At 71.1% G+C, this 13,162-nt stretch carries 12 protein-coding genes; 8 read left to right on the plus strand and 4 right to left on the minus strand.

Going from position 1 to position 13,162, the window contains the following annotated elements; genetic code table 11:
- The first annotated feature begins 63 nt into the window (after nucleotides 1-63).
- A complete protein-coding gene (locus ABZT06_RS25180) occupies nucleotides 64-1,002 on the plus strand; it encodes an ATP-binding cassette domain-containing protein (RefSeq protein ID WP_355744984.1) in 939 nt (312 codons plus the stop codon).
- Nucleotides 999-1,781 (plus strand): ABC transporter permease, encoded by a 783-nt coding sequence (locus tag ABZT06_RS25185; RefSeq protein WP_355744987.1) that lies wholly within the window; start codon nucleotides 999-1,001, stop codon nucleotides 1,779-1,781. Before ABZT06_RS25180 ends, ABZT06_RS25185 begins: the two co-directional genes overlap by 4 nt.
- A 162-nt stretch (nucleotides 1,782-1,943) precedes the next feature.
- On the opposite strand, the gene ABZT06_RS25190 is transcribed toward ABZT06_RS25185, so the two are convergent.
- The 3 genes from ABZT06_RS25190 to ABZT06_RS25200 all read right to left on the minus strand — a co-directional run bounded on the left by ABZT06_RS25190 (nucleotide 1,944) and on the right by ABZT06_RS25200 (nucleotide 3,778).
- Nucleotides 1,944-2,213 (minus strand): hypothetical protein, encoded by a 270-nt coding sequence (locus ABZT06_RS25190; protein ID WP_355744990.1) that lies wholly within the window; start codon nucleotides 2,211-2,213, stop codon nucleotides 1,944-1,946.
- Between the two features lie 126 nt (nucleotides 2,214-2,339).
- The gene (locus tag ABZT06_RS25195; protein ID WP_355744993.1) at nucleotides 2,340-3,239 is read right to left on the minus strand and encodes an anti-sigma factor; all 900 of its coding nucleotides are present in this window, start codon (nucleotides 3,237-3,239) and stop codon (nucleotides 2,340-2,342) included.
- Nucleotides 3,236-3,778, minus strand: coding sequence for a sigma-70 family RNA polymerase sigma factor (locus tag ABZT06_RS25200; RefSeq protein WP_355744996.1), 543 nt, complete (start codon nucleotides 3,776-3,778; stop codon nucleotides 3,236-3,238). The genes ABZT06_RS25195 and ABZT06_RS25200 overlap by 4 nt, the downstream gene beginning before the upstream one ends.
- A 207-nt stretch (nucleotides 3,779-3,985) precedes the next feature.
- Here ABZT06_RS25200 and ABZT06_RS25205 point away from each other — a divergent pair, with 207 nt between their 5' ends.
- From ABZT06_RS25205 to ABZT06_RS25220, 4 genes are all read left to right on the plus strand, one after another.
- Nucleotides 3,986-5,518, plus strand: coding sequence for a DUF4331 domain-containing protein (locus ABZT06_RS25205; RefSeq protein WP_355744999.1), 1,533 nt, complete (start codon nucleotides 3,986-3,988; stop codon nucleotides 5,516-5,518).
- 220 nt (nucleotides 5,519-5,738) lie between these two features.
- Nucleotides 5,739-7,196, plus strand: coding sequence for a tetratricopeptide repeat protein (locus ABZT06_RS25210; protein WP_355745002.1), 1,458 nt, complete (start codon nucleotides 5,739-5,741; stop codon nucleotides 7,194-7,196).
- Nucleotides 7,193-8,953 carry a sulfite exporter TauE/SafE family protein gene (locus tag ABZT06_RS25215; protein ID WP_355745005.1) on the plus strand — a complete coding sequence of 587 codons (1,761 nt, stop codon included), beginning with the start codon at nucleotides 7,193-7,195 and terminating at the stop codon, nucleotides 8,951-8,953. The genes ABZT06_RS25210 and ABZT06_RS25215 overlap by 4 nt, the downstream gene beginning before the upstream one ends.
- A gap of 75 nt (nucleotides 8,954-9,028) precedes the next feature.
- Entirely contained in the window at nucleotides 9,029-10,612 is a 1,584-nt protein-coding gene (locus ABZT06_RS25220; RefSeq protein WP_355745008.1) for a serine/threonine-protein kinase, read from the plus strand.
- A gap of 7 nt (nucleotides 10,613-10,619) precedes the next feature.
- On the opposite strand, the gene ABZT06_RS25225 is transcribed toward ABZT06_RS25220, so the two are convergent.
- Nucleotides 10,620-11,414, minus strand: a complete 795-nt coding sequence (locus ABZT06_RS25225; protein WP_355745011.1) for an SGNH/GDSL hydrolase family protein — start codon at nucleotides 11,412-11,414, stop codon at nucleotides 10,620-10,622.
- Between the two features lie 186 nt (nucleotides 11,415-11,600).
- Between ABZT06_RS25225 and ABZT06_RS25230 the strand changes: the two genes are divergently transcribed.
- Both ABZT06_RS25230 and ABZT06_RS25235 read left to right on the plus strand, forming a co-directional pair.
- Complete coding sequence (locus ABZT06_RS25230) at nucleotides 11,601-11,996, plus strand: hypothetical protein (RefSeq protein WP_355745013.1); 396 nt, start codon at nucleotides 11,601-11,603, stop codon at nucleotides 11,994-11,996.
- A 1-nt stretch (nucleotide 11,997) separates the two neighbouring features.
- A complete protein-coding gene (locus tag ABZT06_RS25235) occupies nucleotides 11,998-13,119 on the plus strand; it encodes a GNAT family N-acetyltransferase (protein ID WP_355745016.1) in 1,122 nt (373 codons plus the stop codon).
- Nucleotides 13,120-13,162 lie beyond the last annotated feature (43 nt).

Here is a 13,162-nt window from a genome sequence, read left to right on the forward strand (position 1 = left end):
CGATCATCACCTCGGCCACCATCCTAGTTACGTACAGCGTACGTAGTGCGCTATGGTCCTGCCATGACTTCTACGTACGCTGTACTTAGTGAAGGTCTGGAGAAGCGGTTCGGGGAGGTCCACGCCCTGCGCGGCCTCGATCTCGCCGTGGCGCCGGGCACGGTCTGCGGCATCCTCGGCCGCAACGGCGCGGGCAAGACCACGGCCGTACGGCTGCTGACCACACTGCTGCGGCCGGACGCCGGCTCCGCGCGGGTCGCCGGGCGCGACCTCGTCCGGGAGCCGGAGGCGGTGCGGCGCGCCATAGCCGTCACCGGGCAGTACGCGTCGGTCGACGGGGACCTCACCGGACGCCAGAACCTCCGGCTCTTCGCCCGGCTGCACCGGGTACGGGGGCCGGCCGAGCGGGCCGCCGAGCTGCTCGACCGCTTCGGGCTGGCGGAGGCCGCCGACCGGGCCGCGTCCACCTACTCGGGCGGGATGCGCCGCCGCCTGGACCTGGCGGCGAGCCTGATCCGCCGCCCCGAGATCCTGTTCCTCGACGAGCCGACGACCGGGCTCGACCCGGCCAGCCGCAACCTGATCTGGGACGCCGTGCGCGATCTGACGGCGGACGGTACGACCGTGCTGCTGACCACGCAGTACCTGGAGGAGGCCGACCAACTCGCCCACGACATCGCCCTGGTGGACCAGGGGCGGGTCGCACACACGGGCTCCCCGGCCCAGCTCAAGGCGTTGATCGGGGCGCACGTCGAGATCGTCGTAGCGGACGCGGACGTCCTGGTGAGGGCGGCCGGTGCGCTCGACCGACTCACCGGCGGGGAGCCGTCGTTCGACCACGAGCGGAACGCGGTCGGCGCGATCACCCGGGACACCACGCTCACCCTGCCCCGGCTGGTGCGCGAACTGGACGCGGCCGGCGTGCCGTTGCTCGACGCGAGCATCCGGCCGCCGACCCTCGACGACGTCTTCCTGCGACTCACCAAGGAGCTTGCGGTATGAGCACGTTGGCCTACGACGGCACCGCGATGCTGGGCCGTCAGCTGCGGCGGGTCCGGAACAACGCGGGGCTGCTGATCCTGACCCAGACCATGCCGATCACCATGCTGCTGTTCTTCGGCTACGTCTTCGGCAGCGCGCTGGCGATGCCGGGCGCGGAGTACCGGTCCTTCCTGGTGCCGGGGCTGCTGGTGGCGACCGCGGCGAACGGCATCATGACCGGGCTGTTCCAGGCGGCCCAGGACGTCCACCGGGGCGTGACGGACCGGCTGCGCACCCTGCCGATCAGCCGGGCGGCCGTGCCGCTGGGACAGTCGGTCGCGGACGTGGTGGTCACCGCGGCCGGCACGGTGCCGTTCCTGCTGGTGGGGCTGGCGGTGGGCTGGCGCGTCGAGGGGTCCGCGCTGTCGGCGGTCGGCGCCGTCGCGTTGTTGCTGCTGTTCCGGTTCGCGACCACCTGGATCGGTATCTTCCTCGGCATGCTCACCCGCAACGAGGAGGCCGCCGGTCAGCTGGGCGGCGCGACGTTCATCCTGCCGCTGCTGTCCAACGCGTACATCCCGACCGAGGGGCTGCCCGGGTGGCTGCGCACCCTCGCCGAGTGGAATCCGATCAGCGCGGTGACCACCGCCCTGCGGGACCTGTTCGGCAACACCCCGGTACCGGAGGGCGCGGCCTGGCCGGTCGCACATCCGATCGCCGGGTCACTGCTGTGGTGTGCGGTACTGCTCGCGGTCTTCGCGCCCCTCGCCGTGCGGAGGTACGCACACGGCGAGGGCTGAACGCCTCTTGCCGGGAGGGGAGTTCGGGCCCTGCCGGGCGCCCGGTCCGACCTCGGAGGCGTGCATGCCAAAGGTGTCGCGTACGGGAGGACTCACCTGGATCGTGCTGCACGCCGTGGGGATGACGGACGGGATCGCAGCACGATACCGGGCGGCGAGGGCTCAGTGCCCGCCGAACAGCGAACGGCGCAGTCGACGCAGCGGCGCGAACAGCGAGACACGGCGGACCCGCGCACCCCTGTCACTGCGCTCCTGCTTGGTGGTGTCACGCGCGGTCAGCTCCAGCATCAGCGACGTCGCCTCGGCCGTCTCCCGCTGGGGGACCGCAGGCCCCGACAGCACCGAGAGATGGCGGTCGAGGCGCGAACTGGTCGCGCTGCTCCCGCAGGTGATCGCAGGAACCCTCGCCCTGCGCACTGTTATCTGTTCCATGTCACTCCCCACCCGTACGAGTCCACCCGGCCCGGGCAGGGTAACCCTATCGCCCCGTCGGAGCACACGTGTATCGGCGTCACAGGATTCACCTTCCCCGCAAGGGCGTTGACGACCCCTCCATGATTACTCTCCGAATCCGACAGATTTCAGGGCGAGTTGGACAACCGGCTGCGTGGTGGGCTGTGGTGACCCTCCGTCGGGTTCGACCGTCACAGCCAGTGACGTCGCGGACTTGTCGAGTCCGCTCGCGACCAAAGGCGTGTCGGCGGCGAAGAGCCCGAGGGAGCGCGGTTGCCCGTTGGGGCGCATGGCCCACAGTTGGCGCACGCGGCCGCTCGGGGGCGCGCTGTACCCGCTCAGGGTGACGACCGCACGCCCCTCCGATGCGGAAGCGATCACTCCGATCGTCCGGCCCTGTGCGTCCTGGCCCCGGGTCGCGAGCGCGTCCGCGGCCTGCAGAACGTGGGCGATCTCACTGGCCTGGGCCTTCTGCGCGTCCAGTTCGTCCTGGGTCCGGTTGGCCTGGACGGCGAACAGCGAGGCGACGGCGAGCGCGGCGGCGGCGGTGGCCGTCGCGAAGGGCACGAACAGGGGACGCCGCCGCTGCCTGGGCAGTGGCTGGGTTCCCCATACATGGGCGGGCAACTGCGACTTGCGGGCGCGTCCCGGTCCGCGCTGCCGTGCGGGCCCCCGGTGCCGGTCGGACTCGCGCTGCCGCACCGGCTCCCACTGCCGGTCGGACCCGTGGTGCGGGGCCGGCTCCCGAAGCGAGACGGGGTCCTGCGGAGTCGCGCGCACGGCGGCCAGTACCCGGTCGCGCATCGCGGGCGGCGCCGGGGCCGCCGCGGACCAGGCGAGCCGCACCGCGTCCTCGGACAGCGCCCGCACCTCGGCGGGACAGCTGTCGCAGCCTGCCAGATGCCGCTCGAAGCGAATCCGCTCGGCGGGCTCCAGCGCGTCGAGCGCGTAAGGAGCCGCCAGGGAATGGAGGTCCTCGCTGCGGAACCGGTCACTCAGACTCATGCGACACCTCCCAGGCACTCGCGCAGCCGGGTCAGCCCGTCGCGCATCCGCGTCTTCACCGTACCCAGCGGCAAGGAGAGCCGCTCGGCCACTTCACGGTACGTGTAGCCGTCGTAGTAGGCGAGGGTGACGGACTGTCGCTGGAGTTCGGTGAGCCGCTCCAGGCACCGGCGCACCCACTCGCGTTCGAGGCCCGCCTCGACCTCCTCGGTCACGTGGTCGAAGGCAGGGGGGTGGGCCCGGTTCGCCTCCCGCTGCTCGCGCTCTCCCGCCGCACGGGCGCTGCGCACCCGGTCGACGGCGCGGCGGTGCGCGAGGGTGAGGATCCAGGACATCGCGCTGCCCTTGGCGGGGTCGAACCGCGCGGCGGACCGCCAGAGTTCGAGCAGCACTTCCTGTGACACCTCTTCGGACTGCGCCTGGTCACGCACCACTCGGCGTACGAGCCCGAACACCGGTCCGGCCACGACCCCGTAGAGCTCCTCGAACGCCCTCTGGTCCCCGCCCGCCACGAGCACCAGAAGCTCGTCAGCCTCCAACTCGTCGCCCCCTCCCGCAAAGCCGCACCTGGGCCGTCCCGCCCCACGTGGTATTCGCAACGAACACACCTCCGGATGGGGTTACGGATGAGAAGGCCGAAAGTGCGGGTCGAGCAGCAGAAAAGAAGTTTTGAGATTCGACCAATCCGGCCCGCCCACCGCTCCGAATCACCGAGCGTCAGGCAAGTTGGACTGAGGACGGACGGCATGACACCTATCTCCAGGAGTGGCTCGCGACGCAGGAGCCTTGCGACCCTCGTATGTGGCGCGCTGGCCGCCGGCGGGCTCGCAGCCGCCGGTGTGGCCACGCTGGAACCGGGGGCGGCTTCCGCCTCCAGTCACCGGGAGGCCCCGCTGATCTCGGGCGACCCCCAGTACGACAACACCGACGTGTACGCGTTCGTCAGCCCCGACAAGCCGGACTCGACGACGATCGTCGCCAACTGGATCCCCTTCGAGGAGCCCGGGGGCGGGCCGAACTTCTACCAGTTCGCCGAGGACGCGCAGTACGACCTCCACATCGACAACAACGGTGACGGACAGGGCGATCTGCTGTACCGCTTCACGTTCAAGACGCACGTCAAGAACAAGAAGTCGTTCCTGTACAACACGGGCGTGGTCGACAGCCTCGACGACCCGGACCTGAACGTCACGCAGACGTACGACATCGAGCTCTTCCGGCTGAAGTACGGGAAGGTCGAGTACAAGACGAAGGTCGCCGACGACATCCCGGTGGCTCCGTCGAACGTCGGCAAGGCGTCCATGCCGAACTACGAGAAGCTGCGCGACCAGGCGGTCTACAAGCTTCCCGGTGACGCGACCGCCTTCGCCGGCCAGGCCGACGACCCGTTCTTCGCCGACCTGCGCGTCTTCGACCTGCTGTACGGCGGGAACCTCAGCGAGGTCGGCAACGACACGCTCAAGGGCTACAACGTCAACTCGATCGCCCTGCAGGTCCCGACGGAGATGATCGCCGAGTCCTCGCACCAGCCGGTCGTGGGTATCTGGTCGACGACCCAGCGCAGGAACGCGCAGGGCTACTACTCCCAGGTCTCGCGTCTCGGCAACCCGTTGGTCAACGAGGTCGTCAACCCGCTCAAGGACAAGGACAAGTTCAACGCGTCGCAGCCGTACTACGACGCGCAGTTCCTGAAGAACGTGACCAACCCCGAACTGCCGAAGCTCATCGAGGCGATCTACAAGATCCCCGCCCCGAAGGAGCCGCGCAACGACCTCGTGGACGTCTTCCTCAAGGGTGTGAAGGGGCTGAACCAGCCGCCCCACGTCCGCCCCGCGGAGGAACTGCGCCTCAACACGTCCATCAAGCCCACCGATTCTCCGAAGCGGCTCGGTGTGCTTGATGGCGACAACGCCGGATTCCCGAACGGTCGCCGGCTCACCGACGACGTGATCGACGCCTCGCTCCAGGTCGTCGAGGGCGAGCTGGTCGGGTCCAAGAACGACCTCGGTGACGCGGTCGACAAGAACGACAAGGACTTCGAGAAGTCGTTCCCGTACGTGGCGCTGCCCACGGAGGGTTCGCGGGGTCCGCTCGCCAAGGGCACGTCCGGTGGGAACGACGTCCGTAACCAGCTCGGGGACGCGCTGTCCCCGGCGGGGTCCTCCGGGTCGGACAACATGGGTCTGATCGCCGGGTCCGCGGGTGCGGGGGCCGCGGGTATCGCGCTCATCGGGGCGGCGCTGATGTGGTGGCGTCGAGTGCGGGGGCGTGCCTACTAAGGCAGACAGTGCCTACTGGGGTGCCTCGGTCCGTCGTCTGGCGGCCGCGGGTGTGGGGGGCTGGTCGCGCCCCGCGGCGGAGCCGCAGATCGACACAGCCCCGCGCCCCTGACAGCCCTCGTCTCACCCCCCTTTCACTGGCGCGGCCCGCACAACTCATCCCCCACGGTGCGGGCCGCGCCGCAGTACACGATCGATAACGAACGAATCAGGAGAGGGCATGTCCGGGTCTACGACCGACAGCGCACCCGAGGACGAGCAGAGCGGTTCGCCGGAGGCCGTGGAGCCCTCTGCTCAGGCCGATGACGAGAAGGCCGCCGCCGTGCGGCGGGTCTCCGAGGCCGGGCGGCGCTGGCGGGCCGCTCAACTCGCCGGGTGCGCGGCACTGTTGGCCGTCGCGCTGACGGGTGGGTCGATCGCCTTCGGGGCGCTGCGGGACGGCGGCGGCACCGCCACGGTCGCCAGTTCCTCGTCGGCGGTGTCGCCCGGACTCATGGCTGCCGGGGATCTCGACGCGAGCATCCGCGCGCTCCAGGCCCATCTCCGCAGTCAGCCCAAGGACTTCGGCGGCTGGGCCGGCCTCGGGCTCGCCTACGTCGAACAGGCGCGGACGAAGGGCGACCCGTCGCGGTACCGGCAGGCCGAGCAAGTGCTGCAGAAGTCCATGAAGTTGTCGCCGGACAACGAACAGGCAGTCACCGGTCTCGCCGCACTCGCCGCCGCCCGGCACGACTTCAAGGACGCCCTCGCCTACGCCGACAAGACCCTGAAGGAAAACCCCTACAGCGAGCGGGCCCTCTCCTCCCGGATCGACGCCCTCGTCGAACTCGGCCGCTACGACGACGCCTCGAAGGCCGCCGACCTGGCGGACGAACGGCGGCCCGGCATCCCGGTGTTCACCCGCTACGCCTACGTCCACGAACTCCGCGGTGACGTCCGTACCGCCCGCACCGTCCTGGAGCGGGCCCTGGCCACCGCGACCACCCCGGGCGACATCGCCTACGTGGCCTCGGCGCTGGGCCAACTCGCCTGGAACCAGGGCGACTACGACACGGCCCTGACCGACTACGCCCGCGCGCTGGCCGCCGACGACGCCTACCTCCCCGCTCTGGAGGGCAGGGCCCGCGCCCAGGCCGCGAGCGGGGACCGTGCCGCCGCGATCAAGGGCATGGAGGCCGTCGTGGCCCGCTACCCGCTGCCCGGGCCTCTCGTCGCCCTCGGGGAGCTGTACGAGGACCGCGGCGCCGACGGCGACAAGGCGAAGGCCCAGGACCAGTACGCGCTCGTGGACGCCTGGACGGCGCTCGCCCGCGCCAACGGCGTCAACGCCGATCTCGACACCGCGATGGCCGCCGCCGACCACGGTGACAAGGCCGCCGCGCTGAAGGCCGCCCGCGCCGAGTGGGCCCGCCGGCACACCGTGCACACCGCGGACGCCCTCGCCTGGGCCCTGCACGTGAACGGCCGTGACAAGGAGGCCCTGCCGTACGCCCGGCAGGCCACCGCCACCGGCTACCGCAACGCCTCCTTCCTCTACCACCGCGGGATCGTCGAACTCGCCGCGGGCGACCAGAAGGAAGGCCGGAGCCACCTCCGCTCCGCCCTGAAGCTCAACCCCGGTTTCTCCCCCCTCGGCGCCCGCGAGGCCCGCAAGGCTCTCAAGGAGGCGTCCAAGTGAAGCCCCGCCGTCTGTTCGCGTCCCTCACGGCCGTCCTGACGGCGGCTTGTGCGCTCGCGCTGCTCCCTTCCAGCAGCGCGAGCGCCCACCCCCTCGGCAACTTCACCGTCAACCGCTACGACGGTCTCGTCGCCACCCCCGGTCTGCTCCGCGTCGACCACGTCGAGGACCTCGCCGAGATCCCGGCCACCCAGGCCAAGCCGGACCTCGAGAAGCTCGGCATGACCGAGTGGGCCGCCCAGCGCTGCGAAAAGGCGGCGACGGGCGGCAAGGTCAGCGTCGACGGCCGTACGGTCGCCCTGAGCGTGCGGTCCAGCCACGCGCGTCTGCGTCCCGGTCAGGCCGGCCTGAACACCCTGCGCGTGGAGTGCCGGCTGACCGCCCCGATGCCCGAGGACGCCACCGTCACGCTCGGCTTCCACAGCGCGGGCACCGACTCCGGCCCCGGCTGGCGCGAGATCACCGCGCGCGGCGACCGCATGACGCTCACGAGGTCGGACGTCCCCACGAAGTCGGTCTCGGACGAACTGACCACGTATCCGCAGGAGTTGCTCTCCTCCCCCGCCGACACCGTGACCGCCTCCCTGCACGTGCGGCCCGGCGGTGCCGCCCTCGCCGAGGAACGCTCGAACGCCCCCGCCGCCTCCGTGCTGCCCCGTGGCGCCGACCGCTGGACGCGGGCCCTGGACTCATTGGTCGCCCGGCACGACCTCACCATCGGCTTCGCCGCGCTCGCCCTGCTCATCGCGGTCGTCCTCGGCGCGATGCACGCGCTGGCCCCGGGTCACGGCAAGACCCTGATGGCCGCGGTGGCCGCGGCCCGCGGCGGCAAGGCCCGAATGAAGGACGTCCTGCCGCTGGCCGCCTCCGTGACCGTCACCCACACCCTGGGCGTGGTCGCCCTGGGCCTCCTCGTCACGGCCGGTTCGGCGGCCGCTCCCTCCGTGATCGCCTGGCTGGGCATCGCGAGCGGGGTGATGGTGACCGCGGCGGGCGTCACCCTCCTGCGCCGGGCCCTGCGCACGCGCGCGCACCAGCACGGACACGACCACGCGCACGGCCACGCGCACGAGGCGGAAAAGCCCGAGGAACGCTCACTGGTCCTGGTCGCCGCCCACACGGAGGCGGCCCCGGCGACGGCGGAGACGCACGCGCCCGGGCACACCCACGACCACGCGCCCCACGCCGAAAAAGCCGAGAAACGCTCGCTGGCCCTGGTCGCCGCGCACGCGGAGACCGCCCCGGCGACGGAGGTGAAGCACGCGCACGGACACACGCCCGGACACAGCCACGATCACGGGCACAGTCACACCCACGATCACGGGCACAGCCACGATCACCCGCACCCGCACGACCACCCCCACGCCCTCGAACACTCGCACGGCGGCTTCACCCACACCCACGCCGTCGCCCCGACCGTGCGCGGCACGATCCTGCTCGGCTTCGCCGGCGGTCTCGTGCCCAGTCCCTCCGCCGTCGTCGTGCTCGTCGGAGCCGCCGCGCTGGGACAGGCATGGTTCGGTCTGCTGCTCGTCGTGGCGTACGGCGTCGGGCTCGCCCTGACCCTGACCGCGGCCGGATTCGCCGTCGTCAGGCTGGGAAGTGGAGTCACACGGCTGCTGGACAGGCGCCCCCGCCTGGCCGCGAGCCCGATGACCGCTCTGGTGCGCAGGACCGCGCCCCTGATGTCGGCGTTCGTCGTGGTGGCTCTCGGGGCAGGATTGGTGCTCAAGGGGGCGGCATCCGCACTCGGCTGAGCTACTTTTGTACAGAATTCACGTGCGACATCACGCGGAGTGGAGATTTCGCCCGGATGCGAATGGGGGACGCCCGTGTCCGAAGAACCGGGCAGTGAACGAGTGATCGCGGGCCGCTACCGCCTCCTGTCCCCGCTCGGCGAGGGCGGCATGGGGACCGTGTGGCGCGCCCGTGACGAGGTGCTGCACCGCGAGGTCGCCGTCAAGGAGGTGCGCGCGCCGCACGGACTGGCGACCCACGAGGTCGAGCGGTTGTACGCCCGCCTCGAGCGCGAGGCGTGGGCCGCGGCGCGGGTCGCCAACCGCAATGTGGTGACGGTGTACGACGTGGCCACCGAGGACGGCCGCCCGTGGATCGTCATGGAGCTGGTGCGCGGCATCTCGCTCGCCGAACTCCTGGACGCCGAGGGCCCCTTGAGCCCCCAGCGGGCTGCGCACATCGGCGCCGAGGTGCTCTCCGCGCTGCGGGCCGCGCACGAGGCCGGGGTGCTGCACCGGGACGTGAAGCCCGCCAACGTGCTGCTGTCGAACGACGGCCGCGTGGTGCTCACCGACTTCGGCATCGCCCAGGTCGAGGGCAGTTCGGCGCTGACGATGACGGGCGAGGTCATCGGCTCCCCCGAGTTCCTGGCCCCGGAGCGCGCGCTCGGCCGCACCCCGGGCCCGGAGTCCGACCTGTGGTCGCTGGGTGTGCTGCTGTACGCATCCGTCGAGGGCAACTCCCCCTTCCGGCAGAACACCCCGCTCAGCACCCTGCGCGCGATCGTGGACGAGGAGCTGCCGCCGCCGTACCGGGCCGGTCCGCTGGCCCCGGTGATCGAGGGGCTGCTGCGCAAGGATCCGGCGCAGCGGCTGCCGGCCGACCGGGCCGAGCAGGAGCTGCGGATCATCGGGGCGGGCGGCACGCCCCGGGCGGACGCGGTGCAGGCGGGGCCGTACGCCCCGACCGTCGCGGCTCCCTTCCCCCAGGAGCCGCCGACGGCCCCGTACCGGGCCGCGCCCACCCCGACCTCCACTCCTGTCACCACGCACTCAAGAGCACCGGAGCGCAACCGCCGCGCCGGTGTCGTCCTGGTCGTGGGCGTGCTGGCCGTCGCGCTGGCGATCGCGGGGCTGACGTACGCGCTGCTGAACCACGACAACGGCGACAAGGACGGGGAGACCGCCAAGGACACCACTCCGGCGGTGAGTTCGCCCGCGCAGACCGCGACGGACCAGACCGGTGAGGACACCCCCTCCCCGAGTCCGAGCAAGAGCACCACGAGCGCGCCTCCGCCGCAGTCGGTGGACGTGTCGCTGGCGGGCTCGAACACCGACTACACGGGCTCGTGTCCGCCGGACAGGTCCGCGGCGCCCACCTTCACGGTCAGGCTGACGGTCGGACGGCTCCCGGCGACGGTGACGTACCGCTGGGTCTCGAAGAACGGCTCGGTGAACGGCAACTGGAAGACGCTCTCCTTCCCGGCCGGGGGCGGAAGGACCCAGGAGGACAGGCGGTTCGTCACCACGCAGGACGACAGCGGGACGTTCCAGGACACCGTCAGCGTGGAGGTCCGCGACCCCGTCGAGGAGACGTCCAACCCGGTCCCCTTCTCGCTGACCTGCGTGGCGGAGACCCCGACCGGCACCGGCGAGGCCTCCCCCACTGCGTCCCCGTGAGAGGGGATCAGGCCGCGCTGTTCAGGGCCGGGAGATAGCCGCCGGACTGGCCGGCCGCGGTCGGGTGGTAGGACTCGCCGATGTTGAGCAGGTTGAGGCTGTGCAGCCAGGCGCTGCCGGAGCAGAGTTCGTGGCCGGTGAAGGCGGAGCGGACGTCGCCCCAGGCGAAGCCGTGGTTCGCGGCCCGCTTGGCGATCGCGGTGTCGAGGTAGTCGGCGGCGTCGTTGATGGCCTTCCGCTTGGTCTCGGAGAGGCCGAGGCAGGTGGTGCCGAGCTTGTAGAAGCGGGGGTAGCCGAGGACGACCACGTGGGCGTTGGGGGCCCGGCCGCTGATCTGCGAGTAGACGGTGTCCAGTTGGCCCGGGAGCGTCGAGTCGACGTACGCCTTCGCGGTGTTGATCCGGGAGAGGCAGGAGCTGTCGGACTGGAGCACACAGGTCGTCATGACGTCGGAGAAACCGGCGTCGTTGCCTCCGATGCTGATGGAGACGAGGGCGGTGGCGGAGCTGAGCGGGGTCAGCTGGTTCGCCAGAACATCACCCGTACGGGCGCCCGAGCATGCGGCGAACGTGAACGACGAGGGTGAGTGGGCGGCCGCCCAGAGGTAGGGGTAGGCCTTCGTGCTGCGCTTGCAGTCGCCGCTCGAACTGATGTAGCTGCCCGCGCCGACACCCGAGGAATAGGAGTCTCCCAGGGCCACATAAGGGCCCTGGGTGGCGTGCGCGGTGCCTGTCCCGGTGAGGACTGCGGCGAGGGCTAGGAGGAGCGAGCCGACGTACGCGGCAAATCGGGAACGTCTCATGGAACCTCCCTTTAGCAGGATCTCTGCCGTATCCGTCGTAGCAACGACACGCACCGACGGGAAGTGTCCATGCCAAAATCGGTGCGGTCGCCATGGACCGCGGCATTGCGCGCTCTTGACGGTCCCCCAGGCACTGCGCGACATTGAAGCCCGGCATCCGGCGCTTTCTGGGGGGAAACGTCGCCCATGCAGACCACACATACCGAAACGTCTTCGGGTACGTCGGGCAGAGACCTGACGCCCCTGCTCGCCGGCGCCGCGACCGCTGTGGCGGGATGCGGCGCACTGCTCGCGCTCATCGGCTCCGACTCACCGCTGCGCGCCCCGCTCACGCTCTTCTTCCTGCTCGCGGCACCCGCCGCCGGTATCGCCGCCGCGCTGCGCGGCTTCGATCCGTTCGCCCGCGTGCTGGCCTCACTGGCCGGCTCGGTCGTCCTCGACATGCTGGTGGCCCAGGGCATGCTGGCCACGCACCGCTGGTCGGCGCGCGGCGGCGTCCTGGCGGTGACCGTGATCAGTGTCCTCGTCCTCCTGCTGGTGCTGATGCGGCGGCGCCGCGCGGCGAAGGGGCAGGACCTCTGACGTGGACATCAGCGTGTACCGCCCCGGCGAGCTGAGCACGGCCGACCGGGTGGCGTGGACCGCCCTGCAGTCCAAGGCCCATCTCCAGGGCTCACCAGAGCTCGCGAACCCCTTCCTGTCCCCCGAGTTCGCGCTCGCGGTGGGCCGGTGCAGACGGGGCGTGCGGATCGCCGTCGTACGGGAGCGGGGCGAGCCCGCCGCGTTCCTCCCCTTCCAGCGGACCGCCGCGGGTGTCGGCCGGGCTGTCGGCCTGGGCATCTCGGACGCCCAGGGAGTGGTGCACCGGCCCGGATTCACCTGGGACGCGCGGGAGTTGCTGCGCGCCTGCGGGCTCGCCGTCTGGGAGTTCGATCATCTGGTGGAGGGCCAGGGGCCGTTCGAGGCGGAGGCCTCCGCCAGGTTCCCCTCTCCGGTCATGGACGTCGACCAGGGGTACGAGACGTATTTGGCCGGGCTGCGGGAGCGCTCCCCGAAGTTCACCCGCACCACACTCGCCAAGGAGCGCCGGCTGGCCCGCGCGGCGAGCGAGGTGCGCTACGTCCACGACGAGCGCGACCCGGCCGCCCTGCGCACCCTGATGGGCTGGAAGTCCGCCCAGTACCGCAGGACCGGCCGCAGCGACCGCTTCGCGCACGAGTGGATCGCCCGGCTGGTGGAGCAGCTGTTCCACACCCGCTCCGAGCCGTTCGCCGGGATCCTCTCGGTGCTGTACGCCGACGGGAAGCCGGTCGCCGCCCACTTCGGGCTGCGCACCGAACGCGTCCTGGCCTGCTGGTTCCCGGCGTACGACCCGCAGTACGCGAAGTATTCCCCGGGCCTGGTCCTGCATCTGCGCATGGCCGAGGCGGCCGCCGCCGACGGCGTCGCGTACCTCGATCTGGGCCGGGGTCAGAAGGAGTACAAGGACTCCCTGAAGACACGGGAACTGACCGTGTCGGAGGGGTGGGTGACCCGTCGTCACCCGGTCGCGGTCGGACACCGCGTCCGCCGGGTGCCGGTGCGGGCACTGCGCAACGCCGTGGTGGCGCGGCCGGAGCTGTTCGAACCCGCCGACAGAATGTTGAAGAAAGTGGGAAAGATCCGCTCCGGTGCGACTGTAACGGTCAAACCAACAAAAACGTGAGGCCTCGTTTCAGGTCTTGCCATACAGGTCCAAACGTCAATAC

Origin of the sequence: Streptomyces sp. NPDC005483, from assembly GCF_040606035.1 — a bacterium.
In the GTDB taxonomy this organism is placed as follows: Bacteria; Actinomycetota; Actinomycetes; order Streptomycetales; family Streptomycetaceae; genus Streptomyces.

What these genes read in the sequence shown, in the direction of transcription:
- ABZT06_RS25225 (WP_355745011.1), bottom strand. Translation starts at nt 11,414, where the DNA reads ATGAGACGTTCCCGATTTGCCGCGTACGTCGGCTCGCTCCTCCTAGCC.
- ABZT06_RS25185 (WP_355744987.1), top strand. Translation starts at nt 999, where the DNA reads ATGAGCACGTTGGCCTACGACGGCACCGCGATGCTGGGCCGTCAGCTG.
- ABZT06_RS25205 (WP_355744999.1), top strand. Translation starts at nt 3,986, where the DNA reads ATGACACCTATCTCCAGGAGTGGCTCGCGACGCAGGAGCCTTGCGACC.
- ABZT06_RS25195 (WP_355744993.1), bottom strand. Translation starts at nt 3,239, where the DNA reads ATGAGTCTGAGTGACCGGTTCCGCAGCGAGGACCTCCATTCCCTGGCG.
- ABZT06_RS25180 (WP_355744984.1), top strand. Translation starts at nt 64, where the DNA reads ATGACTTCTACGTACGCTGTACTTAGTGAAGGTCTGGAGAAGCGGTTC.
- ABZT06_RS25230 (WP_355745013.1), top strand. Translation starts at nt 11,601, where the DNA reads ATGCAGACCACACATACCGAAACGTCTTCGGGTACGTCGGGCAGAGAC.
- ABZT06_RS25210 (WP_355745002.1), top strand. Translation starts at nt 5,739, where the DNA reads ATGTCCGGGTCTACGACCGACAGCGCACCCGAGGACGAGCAGAGCGGT.
- ABZT06_RS25190 (WP_355744990.1), bottom strand. Translation starts at nt 2,213, where the DNA reads ATGGAACAGATAACAGTGCGCAGGGCGAGGGTTCCTGCGATCACCTGC.